General features: G+C 60.2%; 10 protein-coding genes and 5 pseudogenes. 7 read left to right on the forward strand and 8 right to left on the reverse strand.

The window, feature by feature from the left end:
* Positions 1-80 precede the first annotated feature (80 nt).
* Positions 81-1,070: pseudogene (locus ACZYHG_RS32735) on the forward strand (adenosine kinase); the annotation flags it as partial.
* 563 nt (positions 1,071-1,633) lie between these two features.
* Here ACZYHG_RS32735 and ACZYHG_RS32740 read toward each other — a convergent pair.
* Positions 1,634-1,909, reverse strand: a pseudogene (locus ACZYHG_RS32740) (hypothetical protein); the annotation flags it as partial.
* A gap of 629 nt (positions 1,910-2,538) precedes the next feature.
* On the opposite strand from ACZYHG_RS32740, the gene ACZYHG_RS32745 reads away from it, so the two are divergent.
* The 3 genes and pseudogenes from ACZYHG_RS32745 (at position 2,539) to ACZYHG_RS32755 (ending at position 6,542) form a co-directional block, all read left to right on the forward strand.
* Entirely contained in the window at positions 2,539-4,629 is a 2,091-nt protein-coding gene (locus tag ACZYHG_RS32745; RefSeq protein WP_464615203.1) for a prolyl oligopeptidase family serine peptidase, read from the forward strand.
* A gap of 189 nt (positions 4,630-4,818) precedes the next feature.
* Positions 4,819-5,514: an OmpW/AlkL family protein gene (locus ACZYHG_RS32750; protein ID WP_258600536.1), complete on the forward strand. Its 696-nt coding sequence runs from the start codon at positions 4,819-4,821 to the stop codon at positions 5,512-5,514.
* Between the two features lie 254 nt (positions 5,515-5,768).
* A pseudogene (locus tag ACZYHG_RS32755) lies at positions 5,769-6,542 on the forward strand (DPP IV N-terminal domain-containing protein).
* Between the two features lie 77 nt (positions 6,543-6,619).
* Here the strand turns inward: ACZYHG_RS32755 and ACZYHG_RS32760 are convergent.
* Both ACZYHG_RS32760 and ACZYHG_RS32765 read right to left on the reverse strand, forming a co-directional pair.
* A complete protein-coding gene (locus ACZYHG_RS32760; RefSeq protein ID WP_464615204.1) occupies positions 6,620-7,981 on the reverse strand; it encodes a lysine N(6)-hydroxylase/L-ornithine N(5)-oxygenase family protein in 1,362 nt (453 codons plus the stop codon).
* 901 nt (positions 7,982-8,882) lie between these two features.
* Positions 8,883-9,635: a carbonic anhydrase gene (locus tag ACZYHG_RS32765; protein WP_258581040.1), complete on the reverse strand. Its 753-nt coding sequence runs from the start codon at positions 9,633-9,635 to the stop codon at positions 8,883-8,885.
* Between the two features lie 736 nt (positions 9,636-10,371).
* Here ACZYHG_RS32765 and ACZYHG_RS32770 point away from each other — a divergent pair.
* The 3 genes from ACZYHG_RS32770 (at position 10,372) to rpoN (ending at position 14,113) form a co-directional block, all read left to right on the forward strand.
* Complete coding sequence (locus ACZYHG_RS32770; RefSeq protein ID WP_464615205.1) at positions 10,372-10,512, forward strand: hypothetical protein; 141 nt, start codon at positions 10,372-10,374, stop codon at positions 10,510-10,512.
* A gap of 1,518 nt (positions 10,513-12,030) precedes the next feature.
* The gene (locus tag ACZYHG_RS32775; RefSeq protein ID WP_258581042.1) at positions 12,031-12,564 is read left to right on the forward strand and encodes a peroxiredoxin; all 534 of its coding nucleotides are present in this window, start codon (positions 12,031-12,033) and stop codon (positions 12,562-12,564) included.
* Between the two features lie 73 nt (positions 12,565-12,637).
* Positions 12,638-14,113, forward strand: a complete 1,476-nt coding sequence (gene rpoN / locus ACZYHG_RS32780) for an RNA polymerase factor sigma-54 (RefSeq protein WP_464615206.1) — start codon at positions 12,638-12,640, stop codon at positions 14,111-14,113.
* A gap of 21 nt (positions 14,114-14,134) precedes the next feature.
* Here the strand turns inward: rpoN and ACZYHG_RS32785 are convergent, their stop codons facing one another.
* The 5 genes and pseudogenes from ACZYHG_RS32785 to ACZYHG_RS32805 form a co-directional block, all read right to left on the reverse strand.
* A complete protein-coding gene (locus tag ACZYHG_RS32785; RefSeq protein ID WP_258581233.1) occupies positions 14,135-14,755 on the reverse strand; it encodes a nitrogen fixation protein NifQ in 621 nt (206 codons plus the stop codon).
* Between the two features lie 21 nt (positions 14,756-14,776).
* Positions 14,777-15,073 (reverse strand): annotated as a pseudogene (gene fdxB / locus ACZYHG_RS32790) (ferredoxin III, nif-specific); the annotation flags it as partial.
* Positions 15,074-15,370: 297 nt separating this feature from the next.
* Positions 15,371-16,423: pseudogene (locus ACZYHG_RS32795) on the reverse strand (LLM class flavin-dependent oxidoreductase).
* Between the two features lie 318 nt (positions 16,424-16,741).
* Positions 16,742-18,343, reverse strand: a complete 1,602-nt coding sequence (locus ACZYHG_RS32800; RefSeq protein ID WP_464615207.1) for an SDR family oxidoreductase — start codon at positions 18,341-18,343, stop codon at positions 16,742-16,744.
* A 335-nt stretch (positions 18,344-18,678) separates the two neighbouring features.
* Entirely contained in the window at positions 18,679-19,284 is a 606-nt protein-coding gene (locus tag ACZYHG_RS32805) for a nuclear transport factor 2 family protein (protein ID WP_464615208.1), read from the reverse strand.
* Positions 19,285-19,433: the final 149 nt, after the last annotated feature.

The following is a 19,433-nucleotide window of genomic DNA, read 5'->3' on the forward strand; positions in this document are numbered from 1 at the left end:
CGGAAAGCCCATTCCAACTCCCGAGACCCGCGCCCGGCCGGCATGGCAGAAGGCCGGCGGACTGTTGAGCGGAGACTTTGATGCCGGATTATGACGTGCTTTGCATCGGCAATGCCATTGTCGACATCATCGCCCAGTGCGACGAGGAATTCCTCGAGACCAACGGCATCATCAAGGGCGCGATGAACCTCATCGACACAAGGCGCGCCGAACTGCTCTACAGCCGCATGGGCCCGGCGATCGAAGCGTCCGGCGGCAGCGCCGGCAACACGGCGGCCGGCGTCGCCAGCTTCGGCGGCCGCGCCGCCTTCTTCGGCAAGGTCTCCAACGATGCGCTCGGCGAAATCTACGCCCACGACATCCATGCGCAGGGCGTCGCCTTCGACACCAGGCCGCTCAAGGGCCTGCCGCCGACGGCGCGCTCGATGATCTTCGTCACCCCCGACGGCGAACGCTCGATGAACACCTATCTCGGCGCCTGCGTCGAGCTCGGGCCGGAAGATATCGAGGCCGACAAGGCTTCGGGCGCCAAGGTCACCTATTTCGAGGGCTATCTGTGGGATCCTCCGCGTGCCAAGGAAGCGATCCGGCAGACGGCGAAGCTGGCGCACGCAGCGGGCCGCGAGGTCTCGATGACACTCTCGGATTCGTTCTGCGTCGACCGCTACCGCGACGAGTTCCTCGACCTGATGCGTTCGGGCACGGTCGACATCGTCTTTGCCAACAGCCACGAGATCAAGTCGCTCTACCAGACATCGTCGTTTGACGAGGCGCTGGCCAAGATCCGCAAGGACTGCAGAATAGCCGCCGTCACCCGCTCGGAAAAGGGCTCGGTCATCGTGCGCGGCGACGAGACCGTGGTCATCCAGGCGACGGCGATCAAGGAACTGGTCGACACGACAGGCGCCGGCGACCTCTATGCCGCCGGTTTCCTGCATGGCTACACGCAAGGCCGCGACCTCAAGACCTGCGGCGATCTTGGCTCACTGGCGGCCGGATTGGTGATCCAGCAGATCGGCCCGCGCCCGCGCCAGAACCTGCGCCGCGAGGCCGAGCAGGCGGGACTCGTCCATCCGCACGTTCCAATCGCTGGCTCTCGCCTTCCCGTTGAAAAGGCTGTCCAGGGGACCGCGGGTAAATTGAAACCCCACGATCCCCGATAGGCGGCGGCTTTCCGTCTGCGTCCAGATCAGCAGAGGGATAATATCTGGGTTCCATCTTGTCTTGGCGGCGGCAGAGCCAAGCCTCGTCTCAATCGGATTTAGGCAGAGAGTTGCTGCTGGGCAAAGCGAAACCTTGGCGCCGGAGCCGTGCTTCAGTTCTCCTTTGGCACCACCGTGCCAGATTCTGGCCGGGCGGTTTAAAACACCCACAGAAATCGCGCACCGATCCCTCGCGGTCGACCTGTTCTTCCTTTTTGAATAGTTAGGACCGACACAGGGCAGTTCGCGAGATAGCTGCGTCTCGGCGCTACGCCCTTCAGCTAGCCCGCCTTAGCCCTTTGCGCCTTCTCGGCCGCGGGTCTCAAATGGGCAAGTGCTGCGCATGACTCCCTCATAAGCGGATCGTACGAGACAGATCTCGGCGCCCCCTTCAAGAATTCGTCGCGCATGTCGACCGCAACGGCTGCCTATCATCGCCTCGTTGCTCCCTCCGCCGTCTTTTCCCGTCGAGGCCTCATCGATCGTATTGCCGTACCATCTGTGTTGATGCCGTAGCCTTGCCGAAAGCTCCATGCCATACGGATGTTGGCGCAGGCGTCCGCCAGGTCGGGCTTCAGCTCCAAGGAAGCACCTACCCCATCCGAATACCGCGTGGCAGGGACGCGCATGACGGCCGTGCCGATATACTGCCCGGACAAAGCGATGGCTTGATCAAGGTGTGGTTGTCCGGGGGGAACCAGCATGACCCGATTGCCGGATCAAAGGTAATGGCAAGCGGATCGGGCTCAGTGAACTCGCGACGATCTCCGGCGCCAAACCTGGATCGCCGTGCGGCTGAATAGGGCAGCGTAGAGCATAGGTAGCTCATAATCAAGGTTTGAGACAGGAGCGGCAGCCGACGAGCCGCGCCAGGCGATCGTGCTGGAGTTCTGGATGGTACGCTGGCGGTGTCAGCGGTCCACCAGCCATGCCGGCGGGGATGACGGCGTGGGCAATGCAGTTGACGATCAGTTGCTCGTCTTAAACCAAGACGTCGCGTCCAACCAAGTTCACGATGAGCCTCACTGCTTGAGTCTTCCGCAATGCCCAACGAGCTCGCGCAGGAGACCGATCAGGCGTTACCCACTCGTTGTCGGATTTCCGACGATGTCGGACATGAGACACAACGCCATCAGCGTGATCGCTTGTTCTGAAACGATTTTCTCAGTTGGCACGACACATGCAGTCCTATCTGCAAACGCACTGCCGCGCCGCACCGACTGAGAAGAACCCACCTGATGATCACGCTTTTCGAACATGCGGTCGCCGCCGCGAACACTGAGCGTTCCCGAGCCGACGGAAGCCTCTGCGCTTTCATTCCTGGGGTTGTCCGGACATGACCGCATTCGATGTCCGTCCAACTCTGAATGCTCCCGCCGACGATCCCTACCTTTGGCTCGAAGATGTGGAAGGCGAACGGGCCCTTGACTGGACCGCCAGCCAGTCGGCAAGGACGCTGAAGCACTGCGGGGGAACGCGGTTCGAGCGCGACCGCGCGGCTCTGACGATGATTTTCGACCGTTTCGACAGGATTCCCGCGATTACGCGCCGCGGTCAGTACCTCTACAATTTCTGGCGAGATGCCGGAAATCCGCGCGGATTGTGGCGCCGGACCACCCTTGCCGCCTACATGAAGGCGGATCCCCAGTGGGAGCTACTGCTCGATCTGGATGCCCTCGCGGCTAGCGACGGAGAAGACTGGATCTGGGGCGGCGCGTCGATCGAGCCGGAGACGCGCGAAAGAGCCGTCCTGCGCCTGTCGCGCGGCGGCAGCGACGCGGTCGTGCATCGCGAATTCGATCTAGGGACTCTGAGCTTAGTCGCCGACGGTTTCAATCTCCCGGAGGCCAAAGGCGGCATTGATTGGCTCGATCCTGACACGCTTCTGCTTTCCAGTGCGCTTGGTGATGGCATGGCCACCCGCTCCGGTTACGCGCGCACCGTGCGACTGTGGAAGCGTGGCGCTGATCCCCTCACCGCGCCGGTAATCTTCGAGACCGGTTCCGAAACCCTGGGTGTGTCTGGCCATCTGGACCGCACCGCCGAGAGCGAGCGCCTTTGGTTTATCGAAAAGCCGGCCTTCTTCGAGGAGATAGTCCAAATCGGCGACAGGAGCGGGCCGAAGATTGAGATCGACCTTCCTCGGGACGCCTGGTGGAATGGCTTCGGCGACTGGCTGGCGGTAAAGCCGCGCGAACCCTGGACGGTTGGCGGGACTACCTACGCCGCCGACGCGCTGATCGGCATCTCGCTTTCCTCCTTCAAGGCCGGCGAGCGCGGCTTTGTCACCCTGTTTGAGCCAGGCGAGAGGCGCTCCCTGCAGTCATTTTTCTGGAATAACGGGGAGCTCATCATCTCCTACCTGGTGAACCTCGTTCCGCGTTTCGAGACGTTCACTCCGGGCCGGCAGGAATGGACGCGCCGAGCCCTGGACACCGTGCCCGGCCACGGGACTGTTAACCTTTGGTCACTCGATGCGCAACTTCACGAGACCAATGGAGAGGTCCTCGTTTCGGCTCAGGACCCGATCACACCGGCGCAGCTGCTCCTATTCGACCTCAATGACGCGCGCCCTCTCGGCGCCCCAGTAATCCTGAAGCGCAACCCCGAGACTTTCGACGCATCCGGGCTGGTGGTCACGCGTCACGAGGCAGTCTCGAGCGATGGTGAGATGATCCCCTATACGCAGGTCGGCCCGGCGAACGGAAACGGGGATGCGCCGGTTCACCTCACCGCCTACGGCGGGTTCGGCATATCGCTCCTGCCCCACTACAACTCCTCGATCGGCAAGCTATGGCTCGAACGCGGCGGCACGTGCGTGGTGGCGAACATACGGGGCGGCGGCGAGTTCGGTACCAGCTGGCACGAGGCGGGGCGCAGGGAGGGCAAGCGCCTCACCCACGACGATTTCGCCGCCGTTGCCGCCGACCTCGTGCGAAGGGGCATTACGCGGCCGTGGCGGATTGCCGCCGAGGGCGCCTCAAATGGCGGCCTCCTGATCGCCAATATGCTTACCCGCTATCCTGAGCATTTCGGCGCGCTGTTCTGCACAGTTCCGCTTATCGACATGCGCCGCTACACCAAGCTTTTGGCGGGCGCGAGCTGGATTGACGAATATGGCGATCCCGACAAGCCGGACGATTGGACTTTCCTCAAGGAAATCTCCGCCTATCACGCCGCGACGGTAGGGCAGCCCTATCCGCCGATCCTGCTCGCCACCACGAAGCGGGACGACCGCGTCCACCCGGGCCACGCGCGTAAGATGGCCGCAAAGCTGCAGGCTCTTGGCTATCCCGCCTACTTTTACGAGCCCAGCGCGGGCGGGCACGGCTACGGCAAGGACAACCGGGAGCGGGCCGCATTCATTGCCCTGGGCAACAATTTCCTTCGCAGTGCCATCGGCTGGCACGCCGATGGCGTTCGATAGGTGGGCGCGCAACCCGAACAAGGCAACGTGTCAAACAAAGTGAGCACAGATCGGTGATTGCGGGAACGCGCAAATAATCTCGGCACAAGTCCCATACAAAACGAGCATGACACTCCGTCAATATAAATTAATCCGAGGAGATTCTTAGTAGTGCATTGCATCATTTCTGAAGGTAAAGGAGAGAATATCATGGCGAGAAAGCGAATGGGCGTGGCGCGGGGAGTAACAGCGGCCGTCGTTCTGATGATGGTGGGACAGCAGGCCGTCGCGGCGGAGCCTCCGGTAGCCGCAAGCGTCCCGCAGGCAGGGGTCTCGGTCACGGAAGCGCCAAGCCCTTGGCAGATCCGCCTGCGTGGGTTGGGGGTCATCACTGAGGATTCGGGCTACGTCAACGGAGTGCCCGGCTCCGGGCTTTCCTATTCGGATACCGTGATCCCGGAACTCGATATCTCGTATTTCTTCACGGACAACATCGCCGCCGAACTCATACTCGGCACCACCTATGCCAACATCGACGGCCAAGGAACGCTCGGCGGGCTGGGCAACATCGGCAAGGTTTGGCTGCTGCCGCCCACGCTCACAGTGCAGTATCATTTTACCGATTTCGGCGCCTTCAAGCCCTATGTCGGTGCCGGCGTGAACTACACAATCTTCTATAACCAGCATGCCGGCAGCGCCGATGCTCTCAAGGTTAAGAACACGTTCGGCACCGCGCTGCAGGTCGGGTTCGACTACATGGTGGATCAGCACTGGGGCGTCAACTTCGACGTGAAGAAGCTTTTCCTGAAGCCAGACTTCGACGTCACCGTGGCCGGGGCTAAACTGACGGGCAAGGCCGAGCTCGATCCATGGTTGATAGGCGCAGGTGTCACTTACCGCTTCTGATACGGAAGGCGAAGGTGGCTCTCCGACAGCCGATCTGACATTAAGGGCGCCTCGTGCGCCCTTTTGCCGTCGGCCCGCCGGTCCACTTTTGTCAACCAGCCGTCCCCCCAGGTTGTCCGAGCTGTCGGATATGCGACCTATGCCTACACCAGCACAACATGGGATGTGGAGGCCCCGGACACGCAGCTCAGCCATGACTACACGCCACCGGCTGAGAATAACCCCGACCAGAGGAGCGTCTCGCCGGATGGCAAATGGATCGCCTCTATCGATTGCAGGATGTTGCGCTGAGCCGGGACGGATCCGAGGGCAATTACTACGTCTTTTCGACACTGAGCTGGTCGCCGGACTCGCGCCACCTCGCGGCTTACCGCGTTCGCCCCGGCTACAAGCGGGAGATCCCCTACCTCAATTCGTCGACGGACCAGTTGCAGCGCGAATATTCAACGATGGTCTATCCCAAGCCGGGCTATGTCCTTCCGCTGCCCCAGCCGGACCTGTTCGACATTGCCAGCCAGCGCCAGGTCGCGATTGACAACGCCCTGTTCTCGAACCCTTTCGAAGTTTCCTCTCTCCAATGGTGGGAGGACGGCCGCGGCTTCACTTTCGAATATAACCAGCGCGGGCATCAGCCCTATAGGCTCGTCGAGGTAGACGCCGCCACTGCCGCGCGCGCTGCCTGATCGATGAAACCAGTGAGACCTCCGTCGATTACCGGCCGCTGGCGGCGGGGTCAGGAAGGTACCGGAAAAACCTTTCGTCACGATGTCGATGACGGGAAGGATATCATCTGGGTGTCCGAGCGCGACGGGCACGAGCACCTGTACCTGTTCGACGGACGGACGGGCGCGCTCAAGAGCCAGATCACCCGAGGTGAGTACGTGGTCCGGGGGGTAAACCATGTCGATTCGGTCAGGCGCCAGATCCGGTTCGAGGCGAGCGAGTTGAACCCGCGAGAAATACACCCTCCCGGAACAGTGCGATGCGCCGATGGGTCCAAGGCCTCGTTCCGTCACGGTCATTTTTGAGCAGGCGCCGGCCTTGGCCGCAACCGACGCGGACATCATTCCTTTGATGCCGCCGCCGATGATCAGTAGTCGGCGAGTCATATCCCGCTGCCCATTTCTTCGCCTGCGGTGTCGGACCAGCTGTCGACGGAGGTACGACTGATGAATCCAGGATGCTCGGGGTTCGCGTATGGCGAGCGCCCAAGAAGGCTGTTGAGGATGCGACGTGCGCGCCAGGCCAGCAGCCTAAGATTCGGATCGGCCAGCCCGCGCTGCCCGAGGTTCACGTTCTGTACGAAGATGCGTCTGTCACGCGGTCCGTCCCAGGACACCGAAAAGTCCTCGCCAATAACCATCTCTTTGTCGATCTGTTCCAGCCGGTCCGCGATCGGTTCCAAGAAGCCTGGCACCGCGCTCTCGTAACCGGTGGCCAGGATGACGATGTCGGCCGTGACTTCTTCGATATCGTCAATGCCGCGCTGCAGGGTCAGCCTGTGACCCGCGCCAGCGTTGATGCAGCGCGAGACGTTGCAACCCGGCCGCAGTGCGATGTCGCATTGGTTTGGCTCGAGAAATTCGTGGCGGTACAGCGCCTGATACACAGCGCGCAACGTGCTTTCCGAAATGCCGTCCGAGGCAAGCACAAAACGCCGAGGGAAGAGCTTCCGCTGCGACTCGCTCATCGCCGCGAAACGATCCGAAAAGCAGGGCATGAACAACTCGTTTGTGAACGGGCTGTTGTCGATGGGCAGGTAGTTTTCGCGCTGTGAGACCCAAGTGATCGAGGCAGGCCGCTGTTCGTTCGGCCGGCTGACAAGATGCAACAGCACCTCGGCTCCCGACTGTCCCCCGCCAACCACGCAGACATCCTTTTTCCGCACTTCTGGATGGATGTGCAGTACATCAGATGAGTGGAACAGGTTGGCCCCAGTCCAGCCCTGAAACTGAGGCGGAATTTGCGCCTGCTTGCCAATGCCGACCACCACGTTTCTGGCGCCAAGAACCGCGTCGTCCGTCCGCACCCGAAACTCGCCGTCAAAGCGGATTTCGCGCACCGTCTCTCCGCCGCGGACAAGCGGATTTTTTTGGAAAGCCCAGTTCAGGTACTGCTCGAACTCAGCTCTGAGCACGGCCTCGAACTGTGCGTTCAGGAAGTGGTACAGACGCCCGTTCTCGTGCAGGTAGTTTACGAAAGTGTAGGCCGATCGCGGATTCACCAGCGTGACCAGATCCTTGAAGTGGCTGACCTGGAGCTCCGAGGAATCGAATGCGCTGCCTGGATGCCAGCGGAAGTCGACTTGCCGATCCAGGAACAGTGCCCCTTGCCCGATTTCCTCGTGTAACTGACACGCAAGGCTCAAATTAGACGGGCCAGCACCGACCCCAATGCAAGAGTGCTCCACTTGTCTTGCTCCTATAGCGTTTCCCAATAAGGGATGTTCGCGGCAAGTATCGGCCATAGCTGTTGGGCTTACCCTCCAGCAGGGATTCTCGACCTTGGTGCCGCTGGATTTGCAGCAGCTTGTCCTCGCGTTCGTGTTGTCGGGTGTGAAGCCCGTGGATCCAGCCCAGTGATAAGATCAACAACTCATGCCGGCGACATGTCGCACTTGGGCGGATTGTCGTATGTCCGCCACGTCGCCGTCAGCGACATGCTTCCAAGCCTCCCGTATCTAATCGGCGCAGTCGCCCGCCTTGGCCATGATGCGCCGACCTTCGACCGGCTTGGTGACCGTCAAGGCTGCGGTGTTGAATGCAGCGACAGTATTTCTCGATGAGGCTGATCATAGGAGGACATCCGCTGGGGCGTTCTGAATGTCCCCTGCATCGAACGTGCCAGAAGGAAATTATGTCAAACCAACGGGCAGCAGGTTCGTGATCGGGTCGGGTATCTGCTCACGGCAGACTCAGACCAAGTTGCAACGGCCAAAATGTTTAGAGAACGATTCCCCGATAACCAGATCATTAGTGTTGCCCGCCGGGCCGATCTCACAGCAAAAGTGATTTTGCCTCACGTTCACGATATTCGGTCAATCGAGAAAGCGACTATTGAAGCCTGCCAGTTTGAGGGTGCGGTCATAATCGTGAACGGCGAAAGGGTGGGTAAACGACCAGCTGAATATGCGCCGCCCGAAACCGCAGCGTTGTGCAGACTGTTGCGGATGGAATGCTGGACGAGACAATTAGAGCGTTACTGCATAGGACCAGTGACGCGTCAGACGCGATAAAAAGTTCCAAAGGGCAAGGCCGTTCTCCTGGTTGGAAGTGATGCGGGTCGGCAGCTCTCGCCGACTCGCACTTAAGTTGCAAAGCTCGTGCCATTTGCTTAGCTTTGCTGGATGGAACCGCAACAGAGCCGACTCAACCGAGGCCTAGAATGAAGCGCCGATTAGGTGAATGGATAGGCCGCGCGTTCAACGGGTAGAGTGAGGTAAATCGCTCGATGTCTGCGGGGTCGACGTCGACCGGCTCCATTGCCACCATCCACTCGACGTTTTCGGTGCATGGCGGTGTCGTCAATGACCCCTCGTAGGTCCAGTAGCCAAGCGACGCCGGCAGGAGCCCGTTGGGATCGACCTCGTCGACCGCGATCTCCTCGCCTGACTTTCCGGGAAAGGCCGCGGCAAGGCCGGCAAAGCTGACATTTGTCGCGCCCGGCCTCAAAAAGACGCCCAGCACACCCAGACCACCGCTCTGTGTGTCCTTATGAACGAAATGCGCTTCCATCGGGAAGGTCTTGCCCGCCATCTGGTGTTCGCTCGGCGCATGAAAATGGAACTGTACCAGTTCGTAGACACGATCCCCGCGAGTCAGCGTGCTGCCTTCCGGCATATTGATTTGGATGGTGTGGCCGTTGTTCACCATCTTGCCGCCGCCTTTTCCCCAACCGATGGCGATATGTGGAATCTCGGCCTTGACTGCGCTCTTGATATTGATCGGTGATTGCTGCGTGCCTGCCGAGCAGGCGAAATTTTTCTTGTCCAAATCGGCCCAGTGCTCCGGTCCGTCCGGGCCTGTATATCCCCAATGAGTGCTGGCCGCATGCGCGGCTTGAACGCAAACCGGGCATGCTCCGAGGGCGACGAACCCTTTAATCAGATTACGACGATGCATATTGTTTTTGCTCCTTAATGCGAACTGATGTTTCCGATTGCGGCTGTCCTAGCAGGCCCCTGATCGCCAATAGGGCGACGCATGTGGTCAAGTGCGGGGCGACGCCTGGCGCAAGCCTTGGCTTCCGTCCATGAAGCAGACTGGCGGCTTCGACCCCGCAACCGCGCTGATTTAGGCTAACCGATTACAGATTGACATTGAGCAGACCTGAACGTGGCGGCACACCAATAACTCGCGGCGGTACCCCATCTAGGGTTGCGTACAATCTTGCGAATTTTTCTCGCTATTCGCGGCGGCAGAGGGAAAAGTGCTTCGACATTCGATCGTGGAACTGGAACACAGCGCCCACGGCAGCCGTCACCAGCGTAGGGGACTTTTTCGCCGGGATCGTAGAACTTCTCATTCTCCTCACAGAAACTACGCGGTTTGTCGCGGCCGTTGTCACGGGAGAGTGCGTCCCAGCCTTGTTCGCGACCGATTGATCCTTGCCCTCGCAAGCCAAGGTGGCGTCATCGCCTCGACTAACGTCGTTCCAGACATTGCCCTTGAAACCCAAGAGCACGTCGTGACCCTCGCTGCCGACGGTTTCGGAACTTGAGCTAACCGAATACCCATTGTTATCCCAAATACTACTTGTGATACGGCCCACCAAAACCAAGCGCCTTCATATATTTCTCAGCGGAGCTTTGGAAAATCGATTGGTTGGATGGGGCACATTTACGGGATGGATATCTTGATGTCGCGTTCGCCTTTCTGCTTACCAATGCCGCGGCAGCGGCTGATGAGCAGCGAGGATCCGGCGGATGCGGAGGCGAAGATGGGTTTCGGTGTTCTGCAGCACCCCGCGCTGGTCTCTTTGGAGCATGTGATGATCTAGTCACCCCGACGATGGCGCGTGTTATACGGCGAACAAAAAAAGGCGACGGGCGGCGGCGGGCACGGACGCCGCCGACCAGCTGCGTTCCTGCGCGTCGGTGGCATGCCTGGCGACATAAACAGGTCGGGGTCCATCGCTACTTCGAACCCAACATGGTCTGAAACCGGTCTGGTCGCCATCTGGTTTATCTCGGAGGTCAGTGTTCATGCACCGGATTGAGATCACACAGTCGGTCACCAGTAGGTTGGTTGTACAGTCCCGCCGGAGGCGGCTGTTGCGGAGGCAGTCCACCCGCCACAAGCGCGGATGAGATCGGTCGCGAATTCAAGCAGCTTGGGCCCTCCGCGACGCGCGGCCGACAGGCAGAATTATCGAAGCAAGTTGTGTGCCGGACTTGCGCCGATGATGCTGCACCACTTCTCCGTGCGCGCGGCCCGGCCAGGTCACGATTTCGTCGGGCTTTCGACATTCTCGTCCAGTCTCAGACACAACATGGTTTGCTGGTAGATACCTCACCTCATCCCACCTCAGTCGCGCAAACGGACCGACCTGCCCTGAACGAACGCGGCAGCCACCTGAGCCAGAGCGGAAGTTGTGACCGCCTGACAGTACGCGCCCGTTGTGCGACCTTCGGGGTGTGATTGGACGCCCACCGCAAACTGCCTGTCTTGCGAGCCCGCGGATTTCCGAGCTTTACGACATAGCCGATCGATACCACTTCGATCCAGGGAACGCTGATACGGTGACCTGGTCGAGCTCAGTACCTTTGCTGAGGGGCGAGTAAGCGACTAAAGGCGCGCCCCACTCCTGCTCGCGCCGAACGGTTGCCTGCGAAGCAGTGAACCCCTGCTTCAAGTCAAATGGCATGGCGCTTGCGATGTAGTCCCTAGAACGCATCCAGCACATATGAAAGCCACGAACGAACCATGGCCTATACGCGAAGCTGCATGCAAGCGCCTGAGGAAACTATGCCCATTCCGGCTATACATCGAAGTATCATCCCTTCCAGACCTCCGTGCTCGGTAGCTGTCTTGCGCATGGCTGTTCTGGGACCGACGCGCCAATTCATGGCGCTCCCCCAATTGCTGGCCGGTCCTGATCAACGTGTGAGTGTCAAAGAACTCCCAAAAAGGGATGCCCAAGCTGACGTCGGGGCATCACTGCCAACCACCTTCGGTACTCCGAAATCGGGGCTTTCTCTCGCAACCCAACAGTTGGCGCGTCACAGCCCTATTTCGAAACTGACCCTTCTAATCACCACGCCTGTTTCCTCGATGACGAGCAGCGGGTCGTCGATGTCCCCTTCAGGCGATCGCCGCAAAAGGCTGTCGGCGCCGCCCGAAGCCACCAAGATCACCTATGTCGACGTCGTTCGGGTAATGAAGACCAGAAGCCAACATGCTCCCATCCCACGAGAATCAAAGCGGGTCGGCTTATCTGGTGCCTGGGGCGCCGAGGCCGACAAATGTCGGCACGCCCAGAAGGCGTGCACAAGTTTTCATTTAAAGGAGCAAGCTGATGACCGTGCACAAGAGGGTTCCCTTCGTCACCTTTCTCACGCGTGTGCGCGATGAGTCAGTTCAGGGGCCCAATCCATATCGCTGGGAAGAAAAGACATCCGACGACTACTTTGCCGGCAAGCGCGTCATCCTGTTCTCGCTACCTGGCGCCTTCACGCCGACCTGCTCGACCTACCAACTGCCCAAATTCGAAGACCTCTATGACGAGTTTGAGAAGGAGGGAATTGAAGCCATCTACTGCCTTTCCGTCAACGATGCCTTCGTCATGAATGCGTGGGGGAAATCCTTGGGCCTGCAGAAGGTACGGCTCATCCCGGATGGATCGGGCGAGTTTACGCGCAAAATGGGCATGCTGGTTGCCAAGGACAATCTCGGCTTCGGTATGCGCTCTTGGCGCTACGCCGCCCTTATCAACAATGGCGTGGTGGAGCAGTGGTTTGAGGAGGATGGTTTCTCCGACAACTGCGAGGCCGACCCCTATGGCGTATCATCCCCGCAGAACGTTCTTGAAACCCTCAAGGCTGCCGCATGACCTAGCAGCGTCAAAGCCTCGCAGATCCCATTGGCCACCGCCAGAGCAACGCTCGACAGGAGTCGCGCCCACCATGCAATCCTCAGCAAGCCTGCTTCAACGTCAGAAGCAATCTATGATTGCGTCGCCTCAACTGATTGAGTCGATCCGATTGCTGCAACTGGCGCATACCGAGCTGCATCAGTACGTGGGGCAGGAAATCGCAAAGAACCCGCTTTTGGAGTTGGCGCCAAGCGAGGAAGGGCCGTCTGGAGATGATTGGGCGATTCCGGAAGAGGTTCCCGACATCGGCGTACGTGAAAAGGACTTTGACAAGCCGATCAGTGCCGAGGCCCCGGAAAGGTTCATGCAATCGAAATCGACCGGCAACTCGACCGGCAACACAGCCAACGCCCCGCCGGGCGCGGGCAATGCAGTCGACAATTTTTCCGTCTCCGCCGAAACATTGCACGACCACGTCGCGCGTCAGATCGCCCTCACTGCGTTCACATCGCAGGAGAGGCTGATTGCTGGCCAGCTTGCCACTCATTTGGAAGATACTGGCTATCTTCAGGTAAGCCTTGTGGAACTGGCCGGCAGCCTAAACGTCCGGGCGGACGATGTGGAACGGGTGCTCGGAATCTTGCAGCACTTTGATCCACCGGGACTTTTTGCGCGAACGCTCAGCGAATGCCTTGAGATCCAGTTGCGCCAGCGAGACCGGTTCGACCCGGCGATGGCAGCGTTGGTTGCCAACCTTGAGATGCTTGCGAGACGCGATTTTCAGGCATTGAAGCAGCATTGCGGCGTCGATGAAGAAGACCTTCTCGACATGTTGCATGAAATCCGTGCTCTCGACCCCAAGCCTGGAAATCAGTTCCACACCGGAGGGCCGGAATGCGTCATGCCCGAAGTCTTGGTCATGCCCTCGCCTGGCGGTGGGTGGCACATCGAACTTGATCCGAACACGCTACCCAAGCTGCTGATCAACCATACCTACTTCGCCGAAGTCTCGCGCGCGGCCGTCCAAAATTCGAAAGATCAAGCATTTCTCCACGAATGCTTGCAAAACGCGAACTGGTTAATCCGCAGCCTCGATCAGCGCGCCAACACGATTCTTAAGGTTGCGACTGAAATCGTGCGCCAGCAGGAGGCCTTTTTGGAACATGGCGTCTCCCACCTGAAGCCTCTCAATCTCAGGACTGTCGCTGAAGCGATCAACGTGCACGAGTCGACGGTAAGCCGGGTGACATCCAACAAGTACATGCTTACCCCACGCGGTGTTTTCGAGCTGAAGTACTTTTTCACTGTCGCGATCGCCTCCCGCGAAGGCGGCGACGCGCACTCCGCCGAAGCTGTGCGTCATCGGATCAAAGCGATAGTCGCCGGAGAATCGCTTGCTGACGTGCTTTCCGACGATGATATCGCTGCCCGGCTCAAGGAAACCGGCATTGATGTTGCACGCCGCACCGTCACAAAATATCGCGAAGCGATGAACATCCCCTCCTCTGTGCAACGGCGACGGGAAAAGCGCTTATGGCTAGAGGGCGATCAAGGCTCCGCGGCCTAGCAGCGCTGACGAAAGCGGCGCTTAATCCAAAGCGATCCCGTTCTTGATGTGTGCGAGGCGGCTTTCGCCTTGCTCGGGGCCGAAGCAGCTTTCGAAATCATTGCATTCCCGGCAAGTGGGCGCGGTGCATAGCGAAAAACCTTCGGCCTCGCAGAGTTTGCGGTAGAAGAACTTCTTCCATTTCATGTTTTGGGTGTTGCCGGCTGCCAAGGTCGGAAAATGCGTGGAAAGCAGGCGGCTGAGCTCGGCCCGATTGAGAAGGCCAAGATCCTGCCAGAGATGGTTGTTGCGCATGGCACGCCGGGCGACGATCTTAGCGAAGCAGGCGCTCGCCGGGTCGCCCGGCCGGGCATGCGCCAGCAGCAGGCTGTGCAGAAGTTCTTCTTCCATTTCCGGCTTGGGGTCGCATAGCTCGTCCAAGGCGAAGGCGTTCATCGCGGTAGCGGGGAAACTGTGGGTCAGCACGTCGCGCAGCTCTGCGCGCGAAAGGCCAGTCGACTCCGTCGCCGTCGCCTCGCCGGCCTCGACCTCCTCGAGCGCACACGAAAGCACACAGGCAAGCACATGCTGATCGAACCCACTCTTCAACTCGATCCGCGGCCATTGGCGGGCGCAGAGCCAACTATAGTGATGAGCGAACATGGTGCCGTTCTCCTGGTCGTCTGCCGCGACCTTGTCGGCCGCAACATGCGTCTGGCAGTTCTTTGGGTAAACGCGGGCTCCGCAGCCAATGCAGCGGCCGGCCTGGTCGACGAGCATGATCATGCGGTTGAGCTCGGCGTCGAGGTGTTCGCCCTCGCCAGCACGGAGGGTTCACTCGCTGATCGACGCTATGGAGGTGCACCGCCCGCGCGAGCAGACCTTGAAGCAGCGGCCGAAGCCGATGCAGGTCGTGCCGTCGAGAGTGGTCAGATATCGCGGCACCCATCTGGAGGCGTCGCGGGTGACGAAAGCGCTCATCGGGAGTTCCCCAATGCATGGAGCTTTCTTGCAGCTGCTGAGCGCCCGGGGTACCGCGGGCATGCGGAAGCTGCATCCTCACTATGCGAGCGGCGTAGTGACACCGCTTCCGGGCCGCAGACCGGAGCCACAGCGATGGATAGCCTGGCAAGGCACTGGTTTGACTGATCTTCGACATAGGTTGCCCCAAACCCCATCACGACAAGCGACCTGGAGATTCCGTCCTACCTTGTGCGCGCGCTTCTGCCCTTTCGAGACGACAAGCAGATGAGGTGGAAGCTCAAGCCGTTGCGGATTTCAAACCCTCGCCTGAGGGAGGGACTTGTTGACCGCCGGGATGATCTTGTCTCCCCAGAGCTCGATCTGGCGCAGCATTGTCTTTTGGTCGAAATCCCCCAATTGGGTCTGAATTGCGATCTGGTCCGGTTTCAGGATATCCATCTCTTCCAGTAGGCGATCAATCACGCGATTCACGCTGCCGATCGGCAGGTTCTCGCGCATAGTCTCCAATGACAGATCCTGCTGCGTCGGCGTTTCCTGCAGCAAATAGCCGTCCAGGCTCTGCTGGCGGCGCTGATGCAGTGCTTCAGACAGCCGGCGGTGGAAGCGGGCATTGTCGAGATAGCTGTTTATCTCTGCCTGGTCGTCGCTGGCATAGCAGCAACGCAGCAGCGATATCTTGGCGTCCGTGACATTCTTACCTTCGGAAGCCGCCGCCTCCTCGATCGATTCGCGCAGCGTGCTCAAAGTCTCTAAGCCGTTGTGGAATGCTGTGACAAAGAAATTGTGTCCCTCGCGATAGGCCCGGCTCATGCGCGGGGGACCGCCGGCGATCCAGATCGGCGGGGTCGGCTTCTGGACGGTGGGCACCGAAATCGCCGTCGGGGGTATCTTCTCATACCGGCCATCGTGCTCGAAGATATTTTGGTTGAGGCCCTTCAGAAGGATGTCCAGATATTCCGAAAAGATGGCCGGCGCCTCATCGATGTTGACGCCAAAGCGTTCGAACTCGAATTGCTGGTATCCCACGCCGACTCCGAGCTCGAGACGGCCGTTCGCCACGACGTCGGCGAAGCCGATCTCGGAAAGCAGTCGCTGCGGGTGATAGAGCGGCAACACGCACACGGCAGTGCCGAGGCGAATGGTGCTTGTCAGGCCGGCGCAGTGCGCCACCATCATCAAGGGCGACGGAACAAGGCTGTAATTGTTGAAGTGGTGCTCGGCGAACTAGGCGGTGTTGAAGCCAGCCTGCTCCGAAAGAACGGCTTGTTCGATTGAGTTGCGGATGACGCTGTCGGAAGATTGATGATAGCCGCGCTGGGCGGCCAGGATGAAGGTTACGAATTCCATGGTCTTTCATGTCTCCAGAGGGAATTGGTAGAACAGGGGATGCGATCGGCATGCGCACAGATGGCTTTGGCCACGGTGTGGATCCGATGGTTGGCGGCGGCATAGTCTTGCGGCAAACCGCTCGCATTCTGCGGTTGCACGCGCGCCCGCGAGCGGTTGGAACTGCTTCGACCGCGATGCGGACGTGTTCGTCGCCGCCGAACATCTTCGATCGTAGACAGCGCTGCGGGCGCGGCGCGGGCGGAGCTTGAAGCCTTGGATGTCGTATCGGCTTCGACGAGCCGCAGCCGTCGCCTGGCGAATGGCGAATGGCGATAATCAACCCGCGTCCTCCGCAAAATATTCGTCATAAAATTCGCTGGCGTTTCCCGCATCGCCGAACGAGGTCCAGCCGCCGTCCACATAGAGGATCGAGCCGTTGATGTATGAGGCGTCAGACGAAGCGAGGAAAAACGCCGCGTCTGCGACGTCTTTCGGCCGTCCCATCATGCCCATCGGAATTCGTCGTGCGATCGCTGTTGAGTCGATGCAGCCGGCCTTCACCAACTGAGCAAGTGCAGACGTGCGGATGTAACCGGGAGCGACGGTGGCTGTCCGAATGCCGACCGGCCCGAGTTCGGCCGCCATGCATCGGGTCAGCATGTCCACCCCCGCTTTCGAGGCGCCGTAGGCATGGCGCGGCGCAAAGGGCAGAAAGCTGTTGATCGATCCGAGATTGAGGATCACGCCGCCGGGGCGCATCGCTTTGGCCGCCTCACGCGCGCAAGTGAAGGCGCCGGTGAGGTTGACACCCAGGACCTGGTCGATTTCTGCCGGCATTTGTTCGATGCCCGCCACAAAGGTGTCGGCAATAGCAGCACCGTTGACGAGGATGTCGATGCGCCCGAAGCGTCCCCTCATCTCCTCGAACAGCGCCACCACCTCGCTCTCGATGGCCACATCCACGAGTTTCGCCAGGTTCTTTCCGCCGAGCGATCCAGCGAGTACAGTGGCGGCAGCGCGATCTTTATCAGCAATCACGACGGTATCGCCGGTCGCTGCAAAACAGCGAACTATGGCGGCGCCTATGCCGTTCGCGCCACCCGTGACGAGCACGATTCGCGCATCGGTTCGTTCGCTCTCAGAAGAGAGCTCGGCTCTGGGCGTCCCTTCCACCGCCGGGTGCGCGTCCCCCGGCTGGTTGAATGACGTCCAGCCGCCGTCGACCACCAGCACCGATCCGGTGATGTAGCGCGCCTCAACGCTGGTCAGAAAACGCACGGCCCGGGCGATCTCGTCGGGCCGCGCCATGCGCCCCATCGGCACGCGGCGGCGTACCGCCGCAAGGTCCATTTTACCCGCGCGTTCCAGTTCTGCGACCATCGGCGTGCGCACATAGCCTGGCGCAACCGCCGTCACGCGTATGCCGCGCGAAGCCCATTCGCATGCAAACGACTTCGTCAACGAGATCAGGCCCGCTTTCGAGGCTGCGTGGGCATTGCGCCTGGGACTGCCGACCAGCCCCCCCAGCGAAGCGACGTTGACGATGACGCCGTCCCGCTTCATCCGCCTCGCCGCTTCGCGGGCCATGACAAACGGCCCAATCAGGTTTACTGCCAAGCCGCGCCGGAAGGCATCGGCTGCCGTGTCGACAGTCGCAGTCATGGTCGGTCCGATGGCCGCGTTGTTGATGAGAACGTCGATTTGAGCGAACTGCGCTTCGACCCGGCCATAAAGGGCGAGGACTTCCACGTCTCGCGAGACGTCGCATTCGAGGCCAAGATGCGGGTCGCCGAGGCCACGGGCCAGTTCAACCACGCCGCTGCCCGGAAGGTCCACCGCAACAACAGTGTCTCCACCCCCGGCAAGGATATCGACCAGGGCCCGGCCGATCCCGCCCGCGGCGCCTGTAATGATGACGATGCGTCCTGCCCGCTTCATAAGAACTTCTCCGCGCCGAGCCTCAGCGATGTCACCCCATCAATATTCGGCCGCCAAATGATCCGTTGCGGCAAAGCAGCACGTCGTGGTGATGGCCAGTTGGCCGGCGAAGCTGGCGACGGACCCTTTGATGAGAGGCGATCTGGATCCAGGTAAGCCACTTGCCTCTGCGAACCGGTCCTCCGGTCTGAGCTTGGGGGTCGGAGACTGCCGCGCAACAGAGTCCCGTTCTTGCGTCAGCAAATTTATCAGCGACAGAGCAGACCGCTGTTGCGGTCACGCCGCTACGGGGCAGAAAGACAATCCTCTCGGCTACGTCTTTACCGGGCAGGCTCTCACCGGGATCGCTGTGCCATTGCAAAATCATCATAGCTTTTGTCTCCGTTCGGAACCTCTGCAGGCCTGATGGCGAGGAGGATGCGATGCTTCTCAAGCGCGTAGACTGGGTCATCCGGATGAGGTGCGCCGATAGGCTGCCGCGACCCGAACCGTTCTGCCTCAGGGATCGCTGCTGGGATCTGCTCCTCGAGCCAATCGTAGACCACCGTCCGTTCGGCAATCCGCCACTCCCCTTCCCTTTTCTGAAACAGATCGCAGTAGCGGCCGCAGAGGAGCGTCTGGCGTACTTCTCCGTATTTGTCCGGTCCGCGTTGCAGCGCGGTGAAATAGCTCTCGACCGCGGCTTCTGTCGGGGTGATGAATTCGATCAGGATGTTCGTGATCTGATGGATGTTGCGAGGCCCAGTCTGGAAGATCCCGAGCGCAAACCGGATGAAGCCCTCTGCCGAGCCGCAATAGGCGCCGTGATTGTCATGCGCATCGAGCCAGTACGCGCTGCGCAACGCCGCCTCGTCCGCGCGGTCTATCCCGCGGCAGTACCGATAGAGGCAGTCGCGGATCGCTTCACGGTCGAGTAGTTCGGTAATTTTTCCCTGGTCCATCGTCTTGGTCGCAAATCCTGTGATCGGAAGAGGTTCGCTAAGCCGCCCAAGTTTTTTCACACCATGGGAGCACCTCGTTTCCGGAGATGCCCCTGCACCGTTGGCCCAGGACGGCGGCGCGCCGCATGCCGTTCTTTCCAGTGTGCGGC

This window comes from Mesorhizobium subarcticum, assembly GCF_055456085.1.

Coding starts and splice junctions, on each gene's coding strand:
- ACZYHG_RS32745 (WP_464615203.1), top strand. CDS start 2,539: ATGACCGCATTCGATGTCCGTCCAACTCTGAATGCTCCCGCCGACGAT.
- ACZYHG_RS32750 (WP_258600536.1), top strand. CDS start 4,819: ATGGCGAGAAAGCGAATGGGCGTGGCGCGGGGAGTAACAGCGGCCGTC.
- ACZYHG_RS32760 (WP_464615204.1), bottom strand. CDS start 7,981: ATGGCCGATACTTGCCGCGAACATCCCTTATTGGGAAACGCTATAGGA.
- ACZYHG_RS32765 (WP_258581040.1), bottom strand. CDS start 9,635: ATGCATCGTCGTAATCTGATTAAAGGGTTCGTCGCCCTCGGAGCATGC.
- ACZYHG_RS32770 (WP_464615205.1), top strand. CDS start 10,372: ATGTCGCGTTCGCCTTTCTGCTTACCAATGCCGCGGCAGCGGCTGATG.
- ACZYHG_RS32775 (WP_258581042.1), top strand. CDS start 12,031: ATGACCGTGCACAAGAGGGTTCCCTTCGTCACCTTTCTCACGCGTGTG.
- rpoN (WP_464615206.1), top strand. CDS start 12,638: ATGCAATCCTCAGCAAGCCTGCTTCAACGTCAGAAGCAATCTATGATT.
- ACZYHG_RS32785 (WP_258581233.1), bottom strand. CDS start 14,755: ATGTTCGCTCATCACTATAGTTGGCTCTGCGCCCGCCAATGGCCGCGG.
- ACZYHG_RS32800 (WP_464615207.1), bottom strand. CDS start 18,343: ATGAAGCGGGCAGGACGCATCGTCATCATTACAGGCGCCGCGGGCGGG.
- ACZYHG_RS32805 (WP_464615208.1), bottom strand. CDS start 19,284: ATGGACCAGGGAAAAATTACCGAACTACTCGACCGTGAAGCGATCCGC.